This is a genomic window from Ensifer sp. VA4 (genome assembly GCF_055710065.1).
Genome location: NZ_JBVQPO010000006.1, coordinates 360,273 through 379,113, shown reverse-complemented (window position 1 = coordinate 379,113; position 18,841 = coordinate 360,273). Strand labels below are relative to the sequence as shown.

Here is an 18,841-nt window from a genome sequence, read left to right as displayed (position 1 = left end):
CTCAATCATACCTCTAGTCGCGGGCGAGAGCGAAATAAATGGGTAGAATCAGCGCAGAAGCAATTTGCAAGTGTCCACAGAACAATGTGGCAAGCGGAAGCTGAGAACCTTGAATTTTAGTGGCGATGCGTTGCAAAGGGTGCATATTACCGGCAATGCGCCGCAAAGCGGTTGAGGCGGGTGTGAGGCCCGCACGGGGAAAACAGTAGGGGTGGGCGGCGTCCGCAGATGAAGTTTTTTAACTACAGACGAGTTCCCTACGCCGAGATCCGCGCCTTTTCCGTGCATATCTTGACTGCCTCGGGATCGTTTCTCGCCTTCCTCGGCGTCGTCGCCGCCGCCGAACATCGCTTCGTCGACATGTTCTGGTGGCTGGGTCTTGCGCTGCTCGTCGATGGCATCGATGGCCCGATCGCCCGTAAGGTCCGCGTCAAGGAAGTGCTGCCCAACTGGTCGGGCGACACGCTCGACAACGTCATCGACTATGTGACCTATGTGCTGTTGCCGGCCTTTGCGCTCTATCAGAGCGGCATGATTGGCGAACCCTGGTCCTTCGTCGCGGCAGGCGCGATCGTCGTTTCGAGCGCGATCTATTATGCCGACATGGGCATGAAGACGGACGAGTATTTCTTCTCGGGCTTCCCCGTCGTCTGGAACATGATCGTGTTCACGCTGTTCGTCATTCAGGCAAGCGAGGTGACGGCGTCGGTCGTGGTCTTCGTCTCGGTGGTCCTGACTTTCCTGCCGATCAATTTTCTCCACCCGGTTCGCGTGCAGCGTTTGCGACCGCTGAACCTCGGCGTCTTCTTGATCTGGTCGGCGCTCGGCGTCTACGCATTGCTCTTGCACTTTGCGACGCCGGCCTGGGTCGTGACCGGCTTCGTCGTGGCGGGCATCTATCTCTACGTAATTGGCTTCGTGCTGCAGATTTTTCCAAATCTCGGCCGGAAATAGGAGCAGGCAATGGCACAGGCGATCGTGGTACGCGAACTCGGTGGACCGGAGGTCCTGAAACTCGAAGGCGTCACGCTCTCGCCGCCAGGCCCGGGCGAGGTGCAGATCCGCCAGGTCGCCGTTGGCCTGAATTTCATCGACGTCTATTTCCGCACCGGCCTCTATAAGTCCGCCTCGGGCCTGCCTTTCGTGCCGGGCAAGGAAGGTGCTGGCATCGTCACCGCGGTCGGCGACGGCGTCAATCTCTTCTCCATCGGTGATCGCGTCGCCTATGCATCGGCCGACGGCGCCTACGCCAGCGAACGCAATGTCGATGCCTCGCAACTGGTGAAGGTGCCGGACGGCATCAGCCTCGAGACCGCGGCGGCGATGATGCTGAAAGGCATGACGGCGCAATACCTGCTCAACCAGACCTATCAGGTTGGCCCCGGCACGACGATCCTCTTTCATGCCGCCGCCGGCGGCGTCGGACTGATTGCCGGCCAATGGGCAAAGGCGCTGGGCGCGACCGTGATCGGTACCGCGGGCTCGCAGGACAAGATCGATCTGGCGCTGGCGCACGGCTACGACCACGTGATCAACTACCGCACGGACAACTTCGTCGCGCGGGTGAAGGAACTGACCGATGGCCGGGGTGTCGACGTCGTCTACGATTCCGTCGGGCGCGACACCTATCCGGCGTCGCTCGACTGCTTGAAGCCGCGCGGCCTGTGGGTGAGCTTCGGCAATTCGTCCGGTCCGGTGGAGGCTTTCAGCATCGGCATCCTGGCGCAGAAGGGCTCTCTCTTTGCGACGCGTCCGACACTCTTCGGTTACGTTGCCACGCGGCCTGCGCTGGAAGCGTGTGCAAATTCCCTGTTTGATATTGTGCAAAGCAACAAAGTGCGTATCAATATAAATCAGACCTATCCGCTTGCCGATGCAGGGCGGGCGCATACGGATCTCGAGACAAGAAAAACAAGTGGAACAACACTGCTGATTCCGTGATCGAAGCCCTACAGCGCCGCGCGTCTTATCAGACGCGTAAAGGTCGCTGTAGCACTTTGAATTGCTGCATGTTTTTATCCTTAAATCGGCTAGGATTTAAGGAAACATGCAGGAAGGCGGACGCGGATCAGCAGAGGGGAAAGAGGGCAGCGTGCCTGTTGAGGGAGTAGCGGCGAACGGTCATTTATTGGCTGTGAGCAACCTGACGAAATTGTTTGGCAGCTTCGCGGCCTGCAATGGAATCGATCTGCAGATCGAACAGGGCGAGATCCACGCCCTTCTCGGCGAAAACGGTGCCGGAAAATCGACCCTGGTGAAGATGCTGTTCGGCGTATTGGCGCCGACGGCCGGCGAGATTCTCTGGCAGGGCCAGAGTGTGCGCATCGCCAACCCCGCCGCCGCGCGCAAGCTCGGCATCGGCATGGTTTTCCAGCATTTTTCGCTGTTCGAGGCGCTGACCGTCGCCGAGAACATTGCACTTTCGATGGACGCGAACATCTCGCTGACAAAGGTGGCGGAGGAAGCTTCACGCCTGTCGCATGCCTACGGCCTGCCGCTCGATCCGAAGGCGCATGTGGCCGACCTTTCGGTGGGTGAGCGCCAGCGCATCGAGATCGTGCGCGCGCTGCTGCAGAATCCGCGCCTCATCATCCTGGACGAACCGACCTCGGTCTTGACGCCGCAGGAGGCCGATCGCCTGTTCGAAACGCTCTACAAGCTGAAGGCGGAGGGACGTTCGGTCCTCTATATCAGCCACCGGCTCGAAGAGGTTCAGCGCATCTGCGACCGTGCGACCGTGCTACGTCATGGCAAGGTTACCGGCGCCTGCGATCCGAAGGCGGAAACGCCGTCATCGCTGGCGCGCATGATGGTCGGAAGCGATGTCGCGGTCGTAACGGCCGAAGGCACGAGCGCCAAGGGTCAGGTGCAACTGGAGGCGCGTCACTTGACGGTTCCGGCGCGCACACCCTTCGCGGTATCGTTGAAGAACATCTGTCTCAAGGTTCATGCCGGCGAGGTGCTGGCGATTGCCGGTGTAGCCGGCAATGGCCAGGGCGAACTCTTCGATGCGCTGTCGGGCGAGTATCCCATCGCGGATGAAAATGCCGTGCAGATCCGCCAACGGCCCGTCGGGAGCAGGAACATCAATGCCCGCCGCCTGATGGGCGCTGGGTTCGTGCCGGAAGAGCGGCACGGCCATGCCGCCGTATCGGCGCTGCCGCTCTCTGATAATCTGGTGCTTGCCCGCAGCCGCTCGGATGCCAAGGCTTTCCTCGGCGGCGGTTTCCTCAAGATCATACGGCGGGATGCGGTGGCCAGTGCCACGAAGCGCATTTCCGAGGCGATGGACGTGCGCAAGAGCGGCGAGGATCCGCCGGCGGGGTCGCTGTCGGGCGGCAACCTGCAGAAGTTCATCGTCGGCCGTGAGCTCGACCGCCAGCCGAGCGTATTGGTCGTCAATCAGCCGACCTGGGGGGTCGATGCCGGGGCTGCGAGCCGCATCCGCCAGGCACTCGTCGACCTTGCCAAGGCGGGATCCGCGGTCCTCGTCATCAGCCAGGATCTCGATGAGATCTTTGAAGTCGCGACGGAGATTGCCGTCATCAGCGACGGAAGGCTCTCCGATCCCTATCCGGCGAAAGAGCTCTCGCGTGAAAAGATCGGCCTCCTGATGGGGGGGATGTACGGCAAGACGGAAGGCACGGAGGCCGCACATGCGCATTGAACTGGAAAAGCGCGGCAAGGTCTCGACGCTCTTCTCGATCCTGTCGCCGTTCATCGCCTTCCTGCTGACGATCGTCTTCGGCGGCATCATGTTCGCGCTGCTCGGCAAGAACCCGGTGGCGGCGCTCTACAGCTTCTTCGTCGAACCCTTGAGCGAGATCTGGTCGCTGCACGAACTGGCAATCAAGGCGGCGCCCTTGATCCTGATCGGCGTCGGGCTTTCAGTCTGCTTCCGCTCCAACAACTGGAACATCGGCGCCGAGGGCCAGTTCATCATGGGCGCCATCGCCGGCTCGATCCTGCCGGTGGTCTTCTACGATTGGCAGTCACCGCTTGTGCTGCCGTTGATGATGCTCATGGGCATGCTCGGCGGCGCGCTCTTTGCGGCAATTCCCGCCTTCCTCAAGGCGCATATGAACACCAACGAGATCCTGACGAGCCTGATGCTGGTCTATGTCGCTCAGCTCTTTCTCGACTGGTTGGTGCGCGGTCCCTGGCGCAACCCCGGCGGCATGAATTTTCCGGAGACGCGCACTTTCACCGTCGATGCGATCCTGCCGGAAATGATCGCTTCTGGACGCACGCACTGGGGTTTCGCCTTTGCCATCATCGCCGCCGTCCTCGTCTGGTTCATGATGCGCTATACGCTGAAGGGCTTCGAGATTTCGGTTCTCGGCCAGTCCGAGCGGGCAGGGCGCTTTGCCGGGTTCTCGTCACGGCGGATGATCTGGTTCTCGATGCTGCTGTCGGGCGCCTTTGCCGGGCTCGCCGGCATTTCGGAAGTCAGCGGCGCCATCCAGCAGCTGCGCCCGGTCATCTCGCCCGGTTACGGTTTCACCGCCATCATCGTCGCCTTTCTCGGTCGCCTCAATCCGCTTGGCATCGTCGCCGCCGGCCTCGTGCTTGCCTTGACCTATCTCGGCGGCGAGGCGGCGCAGTTGTCGATCGGCGTCTCCGAGAAGGTCACGCGCGTCTTCCAGGGCCTGTTGCTCTTCTTCGTGCTCTCCTGCGACACGCTCATCCACTATCGCATCAAGCTGGTCTTCGAACGGTTGGCCGCGACAAGCACCGAGGGGAGCCGCTGATGGGTATCGTCGAAGCGATCCTGCTGAGTGTCATCACCGCCGCGACCCCGTTGGTGCTGGCCGCAATCGGCGAACTGGTGACGGAACGCTCGGGCGTTCTCAACCTCGGCGTCGAAGGCATGATGATCATGGGGGCGGTGTCCGCCTTCGCGATCACCCAGATCACCGGCTCGCCCTATCTCGGCATGCTTGCGGGCGTCGCCTGCGGCGCATTGTTTTCGCAGCTCTTCGCCTTCCTGACCTTGACGCTCGTCGCCAACCAGGTGGCAACGGGCTTGGCGTTGACGCTGCTCGGGATCGGCGTCTCCGGCATGATGGGCGAGACCTTCCTCGGCATGCAGGGCATCAAGCTGCAGCCGATTGCGATACCGCTCCTGGCGGACATTCCGGTGATTGGTCCGCTGCTCTTCCGGCAGGACATCATCTTCTACTTGTCGATTGCGATTGTCGCCGGCGTAAACTGGTTCCTGTTCAGCAGCCGCGCCGGCCTGAAGCTGCGCGCCGTCGGTGACAGCCACGCCTCCGCCCATGCGCTCGGCGTCGACGTCATCCGCACCCGCTATCTTGCCGTGATGTTTGGTGGCGCCTGTGCCGGCCTCGCCGGCGCGCAGCTGTCGCTCGTCTATACGCCGCAATGGGTGGAGAACATGTCGGCCGGGCGCGGCTGGATCGCGCTGGCGCTGGTGGTTTTTTCCTCGTGGCGACCCTGGCGACTGGTGGCGGGCGGCTATCTTTTCGGTGCCGTTTCGATCAGCCAGTTGCATGCGCAGGCCTTCGGCATCGGCATCCCCTCGCAGTTCCTGTCGTCGCTTCCCTATCTCGCGACGATCGTCGTGCTCATCCTCATCTCGCACAACCGGCGCATGACCTTGATCAATACGCCGGCATCGCTCGGCAAACCGTTTGTGCCGGACCGGTGATTTCAAGCCTTTCAGACGGACGTTTCTCAAACCGACAGAGGTCAAGAAAATGAAAAAACTACTGCTCGTCCTCGCAAGCACAGCAGCCGTGATCGGCTTTGCCCCGGCTGCGAGCGCCCAGGATAAGGCCAAGATCTGCTTCGTTTACGTCGGCTCCAAGACCGATGGCGGCTGGACCCAGGCCCACGACATCGGCCGCCAGGAGCTGGAGAAGCAGCTCGGCGACAAGATCGAGACCCAGTATCTCGAAAGCGTGCCGGAGGGCCCGGATGCGGAACGCGCCATCGAACGCCTCGCGCGCTCGGGCTGCGGCCTGATCTTCACGACGTCCTTCGGTTTCATGGATGCGACGATCAAGATCGCGCAGAAGTTCCCGGACGTGAAGTTCGAGCACGCCACCGGCTACAAGACCGCGCCGAACGTCGCCACCTACAACAGCCGCTTCTATGAAGGGCGGTACATTCAGGGCCAGATCGCCGCGAAAATGTCGCAGAAGGGCGTCGCCGGCTACATCGCCTCCTTCCCGATCCCGGAAGTGGTGATGGGCATCAACTCCTTCGTCATCGGCGCGCGCTCGGTGAACCCCGACTTCAAGATCAAGGTCGTCTGGGCCAACACCTGGTTCGATCCCGGCAAGGAAGCCGATGCCGCCAAGGCGCTGGTCGACCAGGGCGTTGATATCCTGACGCAGCACACCGATACGACCGCCCCTATGCAGGTTGCCGCCGAACGCGGCATCAAGGCTTTCGGCCAGGCCTCCGACATGATCGCGGCCGGCCCAAACACGCAGCTGACGGCAATCGTCGATACCTGGGGCGCCTATTACGTCAAGCGGACCCAGGCCTTCCTCGACGGCAAGTGGGAAACGACATCGAGCTGGGATGGTCTGAAGGACGGCATTCTGACGATGGCGCCCTATACCAACATGCCTGATGATGTGAAGAAGATGGCCGAGGAAACCGAAGCCAAGATCAAGTCGGGTGAACTGAAGCCCTTCACCGGCCCGCTGAAGAAGCAGGACGGCAGCGAGTGGCTTGCGGCCGGTGTGTCGTCGGACGACGGCACCCTGCTCGGCATGAACTTCTACGTCGAAGGTGTCGACGACCAGCTGCCGAAGTAAGCGGCTTACGGAAGGGACGTTAAGCAAACCCCGCCCTCTGGCGGGGTTTGTCTTTTGAGGATGGGCAAGCAGGGCGTAGCGACGATCGGAGAATGGCGCCAACGCCGATTCTGCCTGTCTTTCCGGGGGCTTTCCGGAATCGATGGATCAAACTACACTCGTTTGCGCAAGTTTGCGGCAGAGCCGCTGGCGGTGCTTCGGGGCACGATATTCGTGCCGGCAGGAATCAGGCAGGGGAGTGCCTGGAGGAGATGGGTTGAACAGGAGTTTGCTGGAAACCGTTGTGTCCGGCTCGCGCAAACGCACGAGTCATGCGCATGTTGTCGATCAACTTGGAAAGGCGATCATATCCGGCGAATTCCCTGTGGGCTCGATTCTTCCTGGGGACCCGGAGCTCGCGGCGCGCTTCAAGGTGTCGCGGACGGTTCTTCGCGAGGCGATGAAGACGCTGGCCGCCAAGGGACTGGTCGTGCCCCGTGCCCGCATCGGCACGCGTGTGACGCCGCGCAACGACTGGAACCTGTTCGATAGCGATATCCTGACCTGGCATTTCGAGTGCGGGGTCGACGAGGAGTTCCTTTATCACCTCAGTGAAGTGCGTCTCGCATTCGAGCCGCATGCGGCAGCGCTCGCCGCGCGAAACGCTTCGGAAGCGGAAATCAGCCGCATGATGCGTCTCGCCGTTGCCATGGGCGAGGAGGGGCATACGGCAGAGAGCCTCGCCGTCGCGGATCTGAAGTTTCACCTCGCCGTCGCCGAGGCCTCCGGAAACCCGTTCATGCGAACGGTCGGCGGGCTGATCGAAGCGGCGCTGGTCGGCGTCTTCAAGCTGAGTTCGCCGGTCGCGGAAAGGGGCGGCATAGACGAGGTCGCCCGCAACCATATCCGCATCGTTGAGGAGATCGGCCGGCGTGATGAGGTCGGCGCCCGGCTCGCGATGGAGAATGTCATCAAGATCGGCCGCGAGCGGGTTCGCAGCGCCTTGCATAACGGCGCCTGACCTCCGCCGCTCCGGGATTGTTCGAAATTCCGCCGTCGGCGAGCTTCAATGTTCGCCAGATCGCATCGATTTCAATGCTTGCGCTTGCTCAGATCGCCCGCTGGCCTTATCTGGTGCTTGGTCGTTCCCCTGCGGAGCGGCTTTCGTCAACGGTGACCTGGAGACCATGTCCGAGTTCTTTGTCATTTTCGTCCTGCTTTTGATCAATGCATTTTTTGCTCTCTCGGAAATGGCAATCGTCTCGGCAAGCAAGCCCATGCTTCGCCAGATGGCAAAACAGGGAAATCACCGCGCCGAGGTTGCGCTGAGGCTTGCGGAAGACCCGGGCAAGTTCCTCTCCACAGTACAGGTCGGCATTACGCTCGTCGGCACGCTGGCTGGCGCCTACGGTGGCGCTACGATCGCCGCCAGGTTTGCGCCGTTGCTCAATGAAATCGGCTGGATCAATCCGTATGGCAACACGGTCGCCGTCGCACTCGTCGTTACCCTCATCACCTTCCTGTCCGTCGTCATCGGTGAGCTCATCCCGAAACAGCTGGCGCTGAAGAACTCCGAAGCGTTGGCAATGTTCGTGGCACGGCCTATGCTGCTCCTGTCGCGGATTGCGGCCCCGATCGTCTACCTCTTCGAAACGGCCGCGTCGGTGACCATGCGTCTTCTCGGCATGCGTCCGGACGATCCGGATCACGTCACGGAAGAGGAAGTCCAGGCGATCATGGCTGAGGGCGTCGAAAGCGGCGCCATCGAGAAGTCGGAACACGAGATGTTGCGGCGAATCATCCGGCTCGGCGACCGCAACGTGAAGTCGATCATGACGCACCGGACCGAGGTGAGTTTCATCGACGTCAATGACAGTCTGGAGACGGTTGGCCGCAAGATCGGTCAGTTCGGCCATTCCCGCTATCCGGTCGTCGATGGACCGAGCGGCGATGTCCTCGGTGCCGTTCTGGCGAAAGAGATCCTGAACGCGCCGAGCTCCGGTCCCTTCGATGTGCGCAAATACATCCGCGAGATTCACACCCTGCCGGAGACCGCGTCCTGCCTTAAGGCACTTGAGGCTTTCAAGTCGTCAAGCATCAACATGGCGATGATTGTCGACGAATACGGGAGCACCGAGGGGATCATCACCATTGCCGACATCCTGGAGGCCATCGTTGGTGTGCTTCCCTCGAACTACGACGACATCGAGCACGCGCTGATCCGCCAGCGCGAGGACGGCAGCTATCTTGTCGATGGCCGTACACCGATCGACGAGATCCACCTGACGATCGGGATCGAGGGCATCGATGCCGACGGCAACTTCGAAACGATCGCCGGCTTCCTGGTGCAGCAGTTGCGCAAGACGCCAGAGGAAGGCGATATCGCCATCGCCCACGGTTATCGTTTCGAAGTGGTCGACATGGACGCGCGGCGGATCGACAAGATCCTCGTCAGCCGCTGCGACGAGGCGGCCAACTGAACCATCCCCTGAAGTTGTCGAGGGGCCGGAGATACATTTGCTTCGGCTCGACGCGGCAGCGTCGACGGCCCGGACCTGCCGCGCAAAAGCAAAAGGCCGGGCTGAACCCGACCTTTCTCCAGATCACCGCGGGTCCGCTAGTACATCCGTAGTCGGACGTCCTCGGCGGCGATCAAGTAGCTCCCTTTGTACAGCGCTATCATGTCGGCGCCATGACACGATCCAGGCCTGGAAGCAGAAATGAGACTTCCCGGGTCAGCGATGTTCGCTTGCCAATCCGGGAATGCCGGCAGAATTGACGCGAGCGTTTCAGCGCAGCCTGAGAATGTCGCAGGATGCGCCGAGCGGCGCTTCCGCAGCGTGCGGCCGGCGCACGATCAGGCAGTCGGACTGCGCGAAGACCTTCATCATCGACGAGTCCTGCCGCGAGAAGGGATGCGCGACGAGGTTCCCGTCTTCGTCTCTGCTGAGACGCGCGCGCACGTAGTCCTGTCTGACGTCGTTGGCTGGCAGCGGGCTCGCGAGTCGTGCAGTCGTCATACGCTCGCGGGCGGGCAGTCGCGCGAGCTTGCGCGTCAGCGGCTCCAGGAACAGCAGTGCGCAAACGAGGCTCGAGACCGGGTTGCCGGGGAGGCCGAGCACGGTCGTATCGCCGAGCTTGCCCACCATCAGCGGCTTTCCCGGGCGCATGGCGATGCGCCAAAAGTCGAGCGTCATGCCGCAGGAAAGCAGAGTTGCCTGGACCAGGTCATGGTCGCCGACCGAGGCGCCGCCGAGCGTGACAAGCACGTCGACATCGGCCGCCTGGGCCCGCGCGACCTGGGCGGCGATCGCCTTTTGGTCGTCAGCGACGATACCGAGATCGATGACCTCCGCGCCGTTGTCGCGCGCGATGGCCCCGACGCCGAAGCTGTTTGAGGCAATGATCTGGTCGGCTCCCGGCTTGCTGCCGGGGGGCAGCAGTTCGTCGCCGGTGGCAAGGATCGCGATTTTCGGGCGCTTGAAAACGGGCAGGCGCGCGTGATTCATGCCGGCGGCGAGCGTCAGCCGGCCGGCATCGAGCAACTCACCCGCCGACAGCGCGGCTTCGCCAAAGGCGAAATCCTGCCCGGACAAGCGGATATGGCGCCCTTTGCCGGGAACGAACTTGGTTCGGATCCGGTCTTCCGGAAGCCGCTCGGTATCCTCCTGGATGATCACCGTATCGGCGCCGGCGGGCAGGGGCGCTCCGGTGAAGATGCGTACGGCCTGTCCGGGCCCCACCTCTCCCTTGAAGCCATGGCCGGCAGCCGATTGACCGATCACGGCAAGTTCCGCGCCAACGGTCTCGATGTCCTGGTGGCGGACCGCATAGCCGTCCATCGCCGAATTGTCGAAGGCAGGATGCGTGACGAGCGCCGAGACATCCTCGGCAAGGACGCGGCCGACAGCGTCGTAAAGACCGACATCTTCCGTCCGTGGCCTCAGGGTTGCGCTGCCAAGAATACGGTCGAGCGCATCTTCGACGGATAGCAGCGACATGATCTCATTTCCCTTCGCGTCGAAAGTCGCCGGACCGGCCACCAGATTTACTGACGACCTGGATCCCACCGATTTCCATCTCGCGGTCGGCGGCCTTCGCCATGTCGTAGACGGTGAGGCACGCGACGCTTACGGCCGTCAGTGCCTCCATCTCGACGCCCGTGCGGCCGGTGAGCTTGGCAAGCGCCTCGACTCGGAGGCCGGGAAGCGCTGGGTCGGGCGTGATGTCGACGGTTACCTTCGTCAGCATCAGCGGATGGCAGAGCGGGATGAGATTGGCGGTCTGCTTGGCGGCCATGATGCCCGCAAGCCGCGCCGTGCCGATGACGTCGCCCTTCTTGGCGTCTCCTTCGAGGATGAGTGCCAGCGTTTCCGGCTTCATCCGGACATGGCCTTCGGCGACCGCGATGCGCACCGTCTCGGCCTTGTCGCCGACATCCACCATGTTCGCTTCGCCGCTGCCACCGAGATGTGTGAGCGTCGGCTTACCCATTACTCGGCCGCCAATATGTCTGCGGTACCGGTCAGCAGGGTGCGTGTCGCCGCTTCGACGTCGCTCTTGCGCATCAGGCTTTCGCCGACGAGGAAGGTGGTGATGCCGCTTTTTTCCAGCCGCTGGCAATCCTCGTGGGTGAAGATGCCGCTTTCGCCGACCAGCAGCCGGTCGGAAGGCACCATGCCTGCAAGCTGCTCGGAAACGGCGAGATCGACCTCGAACGTCCTCAAATTGCGGTTATTGATGCCGACGAGCGGGGAGGCGAGCTTGAGCGCGCGTTCCATTTCCTCGGCGTCATGCACCTCGATGAGCACATCCATGCCGAGTTCGAACGCCGCCTCTTCGAGGCGGCGAGCGTCGTCGTCGCTGAGCGAAGCCATGATCAGCAGGATGCAGTCGGCGCCCCAGGCCCGTGCCTCGAACACCTGGTAGGGGTCGAACATGAAGTCCTTGCGCAGTGCGGGCAGGGCGCAGGCCGCGCGTGCCGCTTCAAGGAAGGCGGGCGCGCCTTGAAAGCTCGGTGCATCCGTGAGTACCGAGAGACAGGCGGCACCGCCAGCTTCGTAAGCCTTGGCAAGGGCCGGCGGGTCGAAATCCGGGCGAATGAGCCCCTTCGACGGGCTTGCCTTCTTGATCTCCGCGATCAGCCCGAATGTGCCGGCGGCCTTGCGTGCGGTGAGCGCGGCGTGAAAGCCGCGCGGCGCGGATTGCTCGGCGATACGCGCCTTGAGCTCGGAAAGCGGTGTCTGCGACTTCGCGGCCGCGATCTCGTCGCGCTTGTAGGCTTCGATCTTGCGCAGGATATCCGTCATCGTTGTCGATCCTTCCTCAGGCTGCGTTCGAAACGCTGATCAGGCGCTGCAGCGCCAACTTGGCGCCGCCGCTCGAAAGCGACTGGCGGGCGAGCGCCATGCCTTCGCCGAGGTCCTTCGCTCGTCCGGCTATCATCAGCGCTGCTGCCGCATTAGCAAGGGAAATGTCCCGATAGGGGTTCTCGGCACCATCGAGCACCGCCTGCAGCGCAGCCGCATTGTGCGCCCCGTCGCCGCCTTTCAGTGCATCGAGCGTCACCGTCTCAAGGCCGAAATCGGCCGGCGTCAGCGTAAAGGTCGAAATCTTGCCGTTCTCGAGAGCCGCGACTTCAGTCGTGCCGGTCGTGGTGATCTCGTCGAGGCCTTCGCCATGAACGACCCAGACATTTTCGGAGCCGAGATCGCGCAGCACTTCGGCAAGCGGCTGCACCCATTGCGGCGCGTAGACGCCGACGAGCTGACGCTTGACGCCGGCCGGATTGGAGAGCGGACCGAGCAGGTTGAAGATCGTCCGCGTTCCGAGCTCCACCCGCGTCGGGCCGACATGGCGCATCGCCGAATGATGCTGCTGCGCGAACATGAAGCCGACGCCCGCCTCCCGGATGCATTGCGAGATGGCCGCGGGGCCGATGTCGAGCTTGACGCCGAGGCACGAGAGCGCATCCGCGGTGCCCGACTTCGAGCTCAGTGCGCGGTTGCCGTGCTTGGCGACCGGAACGCCCGCACCGGCCACGATGAGCGAAGCGAGCGTCGAGATATTGTAGGTGCCGGCGCCGTCACCGCCGGTTCCGACGATATCGACGGCATTGGCCGGAGCATCGACCGGCAGCATGCGGGCACGCATGGCGCCGACCGCGCCGACGATCTCATCGACCGTTTCGCCGCGCACACGCAGTGCCATCAAGAAGCCACCGATCTGCGATGGCGTTGCGGCTCCCGACATGATGATTTCGAAGGCGGCACGGGCGTCTTCACGGTTCAGCGCCTCGCGGGCGGCGACCTTGGCGACGAATGGCTTGAGATCACTCATCGGTTGTTTCCTCGAGCCTATCGTTGCGCAACTGCGGTTTCGCCGAGCGTCTGGTTGATCGATACGCCGTAGGCGGCCTGCAGCGTGGCGACCATCTGATCCAGAATATCTTCGCCGCTGACGCGGGCCATGGCCTCGATCTGGCGGCTATCGTCCTGCAGTGCATCGGTGGGGCCGCCGTTCTCGACTGCCGTCACCTGCAGGAGCACCTGTCCCTCGCCGCCGATGCCGGCAGCGTTGGTTACGAAGCCGTTCGGACCCGAGAAGGCAGCAGCGACAGCCGCCGGGCTCAGGGCCGCGTCCGAGGTAGCGCGCGTCAGCCCGGACTTCGTTTCGACGGCGAGACCGAGTTCATTGGCGATGTCGGCGAGCTTTGCACCCTGCTCGACACGCTGCTTCAACTCACCAGCCTTCTTGGCAAGGGCCGCACGCTGCTGTTCCGCCATCCAATCGGCGCCGATTTCATCGCGAGCCTCGTCCAGCGTGCGATCGCGCGCGGGGGTAATCTCATCGAGGTCGAACCAGACATAGCCGTCGCGGCCGACATTGACCGGCAGAGTTTCCGCCCCGACATCCGCCTTGAAGACCTCCTGCAGAAGGGCAGCCTGCTCCGGCAGGCCGGCAACGGCGTCGCCGTTCTTGTCCTTGCCGGTTGCATCGACGGCATCGATGGTCACCAGCTTCAGCTTGAGCTGGTCGGCGACCTCCTTGATCGGAGCGCCGGAAGCGCGCTCGTCCTCGATCTTGTCGTGGAGGCGCATGACCTCTTCGCTCGCTGCCGAAAGGGCGATGTCCTTGCGCAATTCTTCCTTGACGTCATCGAAGCTGCGTACCGCTTCCGGACGGATGTTCGTCACGCGCAGAATGACCGGGCCGAAGGCGCCGTCGACAACCGGAGATACGCCGCCGTCGGCAGCAACCGCGAAGGCCGCTTCGGCGATCTTGGCGTCGGGCACGCGATCTTTGGTGAACTCGCCGAGGAGCACGTCCGCCGAGGTCTTGCCTTCGGCCTTCACCAGATCATCGAAGCTCGTGCCGGAGGAGAGCTTGGTCGCTGCAGCGTCAGCCGCTTCACGTGACGGGAAGGTGAGCTGCTCGATGGTCCGCGTCGCAGCGGTGCGGAAGCTCTCCTTGCGCCGGTCATATTCGGCTCGCATCTCTTCATCCGTCACGGCTGCCGTATCGGCGACGTCGGCCGGCTCGAGCTTTACATAGCTGAACTTGCGATATTCGGGGGCGCGGTAGTTTGCCTTGCGGGTATCGTACCAGGGCGCCAGTACATCGTCGCCCGGTACCTTCACCGCGTCGATATTGGCGTTCGAGAGCAGCAGATAGTCGACGGTGCGTTTTTCGTGACGGTAGGCGCCGATCGCATCCGTGAGAACCTTGGGAGCGGCATAACCGTCCGAGAGCGCATCGACGATCTGCGAACGGATCGCGGTCTGGCTCTGGCTGTTGATGTAATCCTGTTCGCGCAGGCCCGCATTGCGCAGCACGCTCGAGAACGTCAGCCGGTCGAACTGGCCATTGACGCTGTGGAACGCCGGATCGTCGGCGATCAGCTTGGCCAGTCGGTCCTGCGACAGGCCGAGGTTCATGTCGTCTGCAAGCTGGTCGAGAGCCGCACCTGCAACGACTTGCGAATAGACCCGCTGTTCGATGCCGAAGGCCCGTGCCTGCTGCGGCGTCAGGCGGGTGCCGAGCTGGCGGGAGGCCTGAGCCAGCATGGTTTCATAGGCGAGCCGGAACTCCGGCGCCTTGACCTTGACGTCGCCGACAACCACCACCGCGTCCGACTGGCTCGTCATCGTCAGAGATGAGCCGCCCCACACCATGAACGACAGAACGAGAATGACTAGCAGGCCTTTGACTACCCAGGTCTGGGCGGCAGTTCTCAGGGATTCGAGCATGGGGTAGAAACCTCGTTGCAATGCGGCGGCCATGGGCCAAACGAATTCGTTCCTTAAAACAAACGAAACAGGAAATGAAGGGTCGTTTGCCGCAAATTGCGCGCGCTCACGGGATCGTTGGTGGGTCGCGATCCCCCCGGCTTTCAATGCCTTGCCACCGACGCGTTGCAGCGGGCATAGGAGATCCGCGAAGGACCTGCAAACCCATCGGGCGCGCGCGGCACAACCCATGTCGGATTCATTAGCCGGCAATCGAAATTTATCTGTCAGATTGAGTCGAATACGCATTGGAACTGTGGTTCTGTTGCAAGGGTAAGGGGCGATTCTGAAGTCCCCGCGGGAAGGCATGCGATGCAGTCGACAATCGTGATGGTCAATCTTTTCGGAGCGGTCGCACTGCTCCTCTTCGGCCTGTCGCTCGTCAAGGACGGCGTGACACGCGCCTTCGGTGCGCGATTGCGCGCCGGTCTCGCGCAGGGAACCAATGGGGCCGTCCGCTCTTTCGCGACGGGACTGATCGCGACGCTTGCCCTGCAGAGTTCGACGGCCACCGCCTTGATGACCGCTTCCTTCGTGGAGAAGGGGTTGGTGCGCTCGCGCATGGCCCAGATCGTGCTCCTCGGCGCCAATGTCGGCACGGCCATGACCGCGTGGATCGTCGCGACCGGCATCGAATGGCTGTCGCCGCTCGTGATCCTGGTCGGTGTCGTTCTGCACCGTGCCAGCCGCTCGAACGCCCGCCAGGGTCTCGGGGCCGCCTTCGTCGGCATCGGCCTCATGCTCCTGTCATTGCATCTGCTGGGCTCCGCGACAGAGCCGATGCGCGATTCTCCGGCGCTGGCGGCGTTCCTTGGTATGCTAGACAGCGCCTGGCCTGTCGCACTCCTCATATCCGCCGGGCTGGCTTTCGCTTCGTCCTCCAGCCTGGCGATCGTCATGCTGGTCCTGTCGCTCTCGTCCGCGGGCATTCTGACCGTGGGATTGACGGTGGCGCTCGTGCTTGGCGCCAATCTCGGGGGCGCGATCCCGCCGGTCATGGCGACCTTGGCCTCCGCGCCATCGCCGCGCCGCGTCACCCTTGGCAATCTCGTCATTCGCGCAGCCGGCTGTTTGATCGCACTGCCGCTGACGAGCGTGAGTGTAGAATTCCTGCAGAACCTGCCGCTGCCGCGACAGAACCTGCCTGTCGATATCCACCTTGCCTTCAATCTTGCCGTTGCGATCCTCGCCTGGCCCTTTGCCGGCCTGCTGTCGCAACTGATGATCCGGTTCATTCCCGATGCGGAAACGGAAGAGAGCGGGCCGCGCTATCTCGATGAAAGTACCCTGCATACGCCGGTCATGGCGCTCTCCGGGGCGACCCGCGAAGTTCTGCGCGTGGGCGATCTGGTCGAGATCATGTTGATGCGCGCAGCCGCCGCCTTCGAAAACAACGATCTCTCCGAAATTCGCGACGTCGCCAAGTTCGAGAAGCAGGTGGACCAGTTGCAGCAGGAAGTGAAAATCTTTCTGTCGCGCTTGGGACGTGATGGCTTGAGCCAGGAAGACGGTCGGCGCTCGATCGTCATCATCGACTACGCCATCAACCTCGAACATATGGGCGACATCATCGAGAAGGGGCTTTGCGAGGAGATCGTCAAAAAGGTCGACAACGGTCTGAAGTTCTCGGAGGAGGGCTATCAGGAGCTGAAAAGCCTGTTCAATCTTACGATCGACAATCTTCGCGTTGCCCAATCCATCTTCGTCAGTCGCAATGCCGATCTGGCCCGGCAGCTCATCGAGGTGAAGGTGAGCGTTCGCCATATGGAGAAGCGTTCGGCCGAGCGGCATATCGAGCGTCTGCGAGACGGGCTGGTCCAGAGCCTCCAGACGAGCTCGCTGCATCTCGACATGCTGCGCGATCTCAAGCGCGTCAACGCGCACATCGCGTCCGTCGCCTATCCGATCCTGGAGGAGAGCGGGCTTCTGAGCGAGAGCCGGCTGCGGCCCGAGGCCTAGTCGTCGGTCATCAGGAGCTGCTCGCGGCTGATGCCGTGGCTCTAAGCTCTTTGCGGATGAAGGCGTCAAAGCACCTTGTCAGCGTCATGCGCTCATGGCCGGGCTCGAGGCTCGGCTGATAGAGCGAAAGCAGCATCCGATTGACGTTGGTGACCGGACAGGTCGGCACGAGCGCGATGTCGACCGAACGCAGGGCGGCGCGGACATTCTCATCCGGCGGAGGGACGGCGCGGAACGGATCTGCACCGATCGCGACATGTTTCGGGGCGCTACGATCCATCAGCCACGGGAACGGATTGGTAAAATCGATGTTGAGGATCGTTTCGAAACGCACGCCATTTGCCGCCTCATAGGCGCGCATCGCATCGATGGCTTCATCGACATTTGTCAGCCAGCCGGCCTGGAAGTCGAAATCGCTGTAGAGCAGGAACGACGGTAGCTCGCCGGCATTCGCGAAGGCATCGAAGGCGGGGCGATGGGCAGTATAGATATCGCGCAGGCGTTCGGCGCGCAGCGCCAGAATGGGCCGGAGATTGACGGCGCCCATCGTTTTGAGGTTCCGGCTTTCGAGTGGCACATTGTTGATGGCCCCGATCCACGCGCGAGCGCTTTTTTGAAGGACGGCGGTGGCTGGTGGGAGGGTGGCCGCCAGGGCGAGTATCGCTACTGCGATCGCACGCGGCTGAAGCGCGGCACCGGTGACCTCGTCGGAAACGATCTTGAGCAGCAAAGGCAGCAGAAAGATCAGCGCCTGGCTGCCGGTATTCTGGCTTTCGAAGAGAATGCCGGCAAGGACGAAGGTGGCCAGCCAGAGGAACGGTTGGTCGAAGACCTTCGCGAGTGCTGATAGAGAGGGTTGCCCGCCAAGCCGCCGCAGGGACTGTGCAAAGGATGAAAGGTGCGCCACGAATAGCACCAGGCCGAGCAGCCCGGCCGGAATCAGCAGGCCGGCGTTGAGCGACGCCGCCTGCAGCAGGCGTGGCAACAGGCTGTCGTCATTGACGGCCAGCAGCGCCAGGATGTCGTTGAGATAGGCCGATACGGCGCTCACGGAAATCTCGGCCACGGCGAGCACGGCGAAGAACAGCAATGCTGCGGCCAGCGCCGATTTGAAGGGCATGCGGCCTGCGGCAAAAGCCATCAGGCAAAGAACAGTGCCGGCGACAGCGCCCGTGATCTTCACGAAGAAGAGAGCGAGCATCGCCGCGGCAACGACGAATACAAGGCTACGACGGTCGCGAACATGAACCAATGCCGCGGCGAGCACATAAAGGAGCTGGCAGACCTGGCGATTGTAGATGCCGAAGCCGTCTGAGCCGGGATAGGGGTAGAAATCGCCGGTGTTGAACGGCAAGACCGAGAACAACAGGAACGGCAACAGGATCGCATGGGCAAAGAGCGCCGAGCGCTTTTGCACGTCGAAGACGACGAGCGCCATCAGCGGCCCGGTGACGAGCAGCAGACACCAGCTCGCGAGCAGCAGTGGCTGGCCGTTGGGGAAGACGACCTGCAGGCCTGCGAAAAGGTAATAGCCGAGGGCGCCGACGGGCGTGAAGAAATCGACCGAAGGGATTTGCCCGTCACGAATTCGGTTCGCGGCATCGAGATAGAGGTAATGATCCCAGAACATCGGGCCGATCGGCTGCGGGACCGTCACGCAGAGCAGCAGCGCGAGCACGCCAGCTGTGATGACGAGCAGGAAAAGCGGGGAGCGGACGAAGGTGCGTGCCGCGCTTGGCTGTTGCGCCTCTAGATCGAATTCGGTGCGGCTGTGCATTGCGGTCTCGTCTCCCTCTTGGGAGCGATGCACCCGCGCACTGATAC

Annotated in this window: 15 protein-coding genes; 9 read left to right on the top strand and 6 right to left on the bottom strand. The window is 62.6% G+C overall.

The window, feature by feature from the left end; translation table 11 throughout:
- Nucleotides 1–228: 228 nt before the first annotated feature.
- The 8 genes from pcsA to AC0C6X_RS13155 all read left to right on the top strand — a co-directional run bounded on the left by pcsA (nucleotide 229) and on the right by AC0C6X_RS13155 (nucleotide 9,250).
- Nucleotides 229–954 carry a phosphatidylcholine synthase gene (pcsA, locus tag AC0C6X_RS13190; protein ID WP_173516472.1) on the top strand — a complete coding sequence of 242 codons (726 nt, stop codon included), beginning with the start codon at nucleotides 229–231 and terminating at the stop codon, nucleotides 952–954.
- Nucleotides 955–963: 9 nt separating this feature from the next.
- Nucleotides 964–1,941 carry a quinone oxidoreductase family protein gene (locus AC0C6X_RS13185; protein WP_247959013.1) on the top strand — a complete coding sequence of 326 codons (978 nt, stop codon included), beginning with the start codon at nucleotides 964–966 and terminating at the stop codon, nucleotides 1,939–1,941.
- Between the two features lie 106 nt (nucleotides 1,942–2,047).
- Nucleotides 2,048–3,667, top strand: a complete 1,620-nt coding sequence (locus AC0C6X_RS13180) for an ABC transporter ATP-binding protein (RefSeq protein ID WP_472953506.1) — start codon at nucleotides 2,048–2,050, stop codon at nucleotides 3,665–3,667.
- On the top strand, nucleotides 3,657–4,751 hold the full coding sequence (locus AC0C6X_RS13175; RefSeq protein ID WP_472953505.1) for an ABC transporter permease: 1,095 nt from the start codon (nucleotides 3,657–3,659) through the stop codon (nucleotides 4,749–4,751). The genes AC0C6X_RS13180 and AC0C6X_RS13175 overlap by 11 nt, the downstream gene beginning before the upstream one ends.
- Entirely contained in the window at nucleotides 4,751–5,671 is a 921-nt protein-coding gene (locus AC0C6X_RS13170; protein ID WP_247959010.1) for an ABC transporter permease, read from the top strand. The genes AC0C6X_RS13175 and AC0C6X_RS13170 overlap by 1 nt, the downstream gene beginning before the upstream one ends.
- Before the next feature lie 49 nt (nucleotides 5,672–5,720).
- Nucleotides 5,721–6,791, top strand: a complete 1,071-nt coding sequence (locus tag AC0C6X_RS13165; RefSeq protein WP_247959009.1) for a BMP family ABC transporter substrate-binding protein — start codon at nucleotides 5,721–5,723, stop codon at nucleotides 6,789–6,791.
- A 256-nt stretch (nucleotides 6,792–7,047) separates the two neighbouring features.
- Nucleotides 7,048–7,791: a FadR/GntR family transcriptional regulator gene (locus tag AC0C6X_RS13160; protein ID WP_247959008.1), complete on the top strand. Its 744-nt coding sequence runs from the start codon at nucleotides 7,048–7,050 to the stop codon at nucleotides 7,789–7,791.
- 166 nt (nucleotides 7,792–7,957) lie between these two features.
- Nucleotides 7,958–9,250: a hemolysin family protein gene (locus tag AC0C6X_RS13155; protein ID WP_173516479.1), complete on the top strand. Its 1,293-nt coding sequence runs from the start codon at nucleotides 7,958–7,960 to the stop codon at nucleotides 9,248–9,250.
- A 309-nt stretch (nucleotides 9,251–9,559) separates the two neighbouring features.
- Here the strand turns inward: AC0C6X_RS13155 and AC0C6X_RS13150 are convergent, their stop codons facing one another.
- The 5 genes from AC0C6X_RS13150 to AC0C6X_RS13130 are packed head-to-tail and all read right to left on the bottom strand — an operon-like array spanning nucleotide 9,560 to nucleotide 15,019.
- A complete protein-coding gene (locus AC0C6X_RS13150) occupies nucleotides 9,560–10,771 on the bottom strand; it encodes a molybdopterin molybdotransferase MoeA (protein ID WP_472953501.1) in 1,212 nt (403 codons plus the stop codon).
- Nucleotides 10,772–10,775: 4 nt separating this feature from the next.
- A complete protein-coding gene (gene moaC / locus AC0C6X_RS13145) occupies nucleotides 10,776–11,264 on the bottom strand; it encodes a cyclic pyranopterin monophosphate synthase MoaC (protein WP_173516481.1) in 489 nt (162 codons plus the stop codon).
- Nucleotides 11,264–12,079 carry an indole-3-glycerol phosphate synthase TrpC gene (trpC, locus tag AC0C6X_RS13140; protein WP_173516482.1) on the bottom strand — a complete coding sequence of 272 codons (816 nt, stop codon included), beginning with the start codon at nucleotides 12,077–12,079 and terminating at the stop codon, nucleotides 11,264–11,266. Before trpC ends, moaC begins: the two co-directional genes overlap by 1 nt.
- A 16-nt stretch (nucleotides 12,080–12,095) precedes the next feature.
- A complete protein-coding gene (gene trpD / locus AC0C6X_RS13135; RefSeq protein ID WP_173516483.1) occupies nucleotides 12,096–13,109 on the bottom strand; it encodes an anthranilate phosphoribosyltransferase in 1,014 nt (337 codons plus the stop codon).
- Between the two features lie 17 nt (nucleotides 13,110–13,126).
- A complete protein-coding gene (locus AC0C6X_RS13130) occupies nucleotides 13,127–15,019 on the bottom strand; it encodes a peptidylprolyl isomerase (protein ID WP_173516484.1) in 1,893 nt (630 codons plus the stop codon).
- 351 nt (nucleotides 15,020–15,370) lie between these two features.
- Between AC0C6X_RS13130 and AC0C6X_RS13125 the strand changes: the two genes are divergently transcribed.
- Nucleotides 15,371–17,017 carry a Na/Pi cotransporter family protein gene (locus AC0C6X_RS13125; RefSeq protein WP_472953498.1) on the top strand — a complete coding sequence of 549 codons (1,647 nt, stop codon included), beginning with the start codon at nucleotides 15,371–15,373 and terminating at the stop codon, nucleotides 17,015–17,017.
- 10 nt (nucleotides 17,018–17,027) lie between these two features.
- Here AC0C6X_RS13125 and AC0C6X_RS13120 read toward each other — a convergent pair whose 3' ends face one another.
- Nucleotides 17,028–18,794, bottom strand: a complete 1,767-nt coding sequence (locus AC0C6X_RS13120) for a hypothetical protein (protein WP_472953496.1) — start codon at nucleotides 18,792–18,794, stop codon at nucleotides 17,028–17,030.
- Nucleotides 18,795–18,841 lie beyond the last annotated feature (47 nt).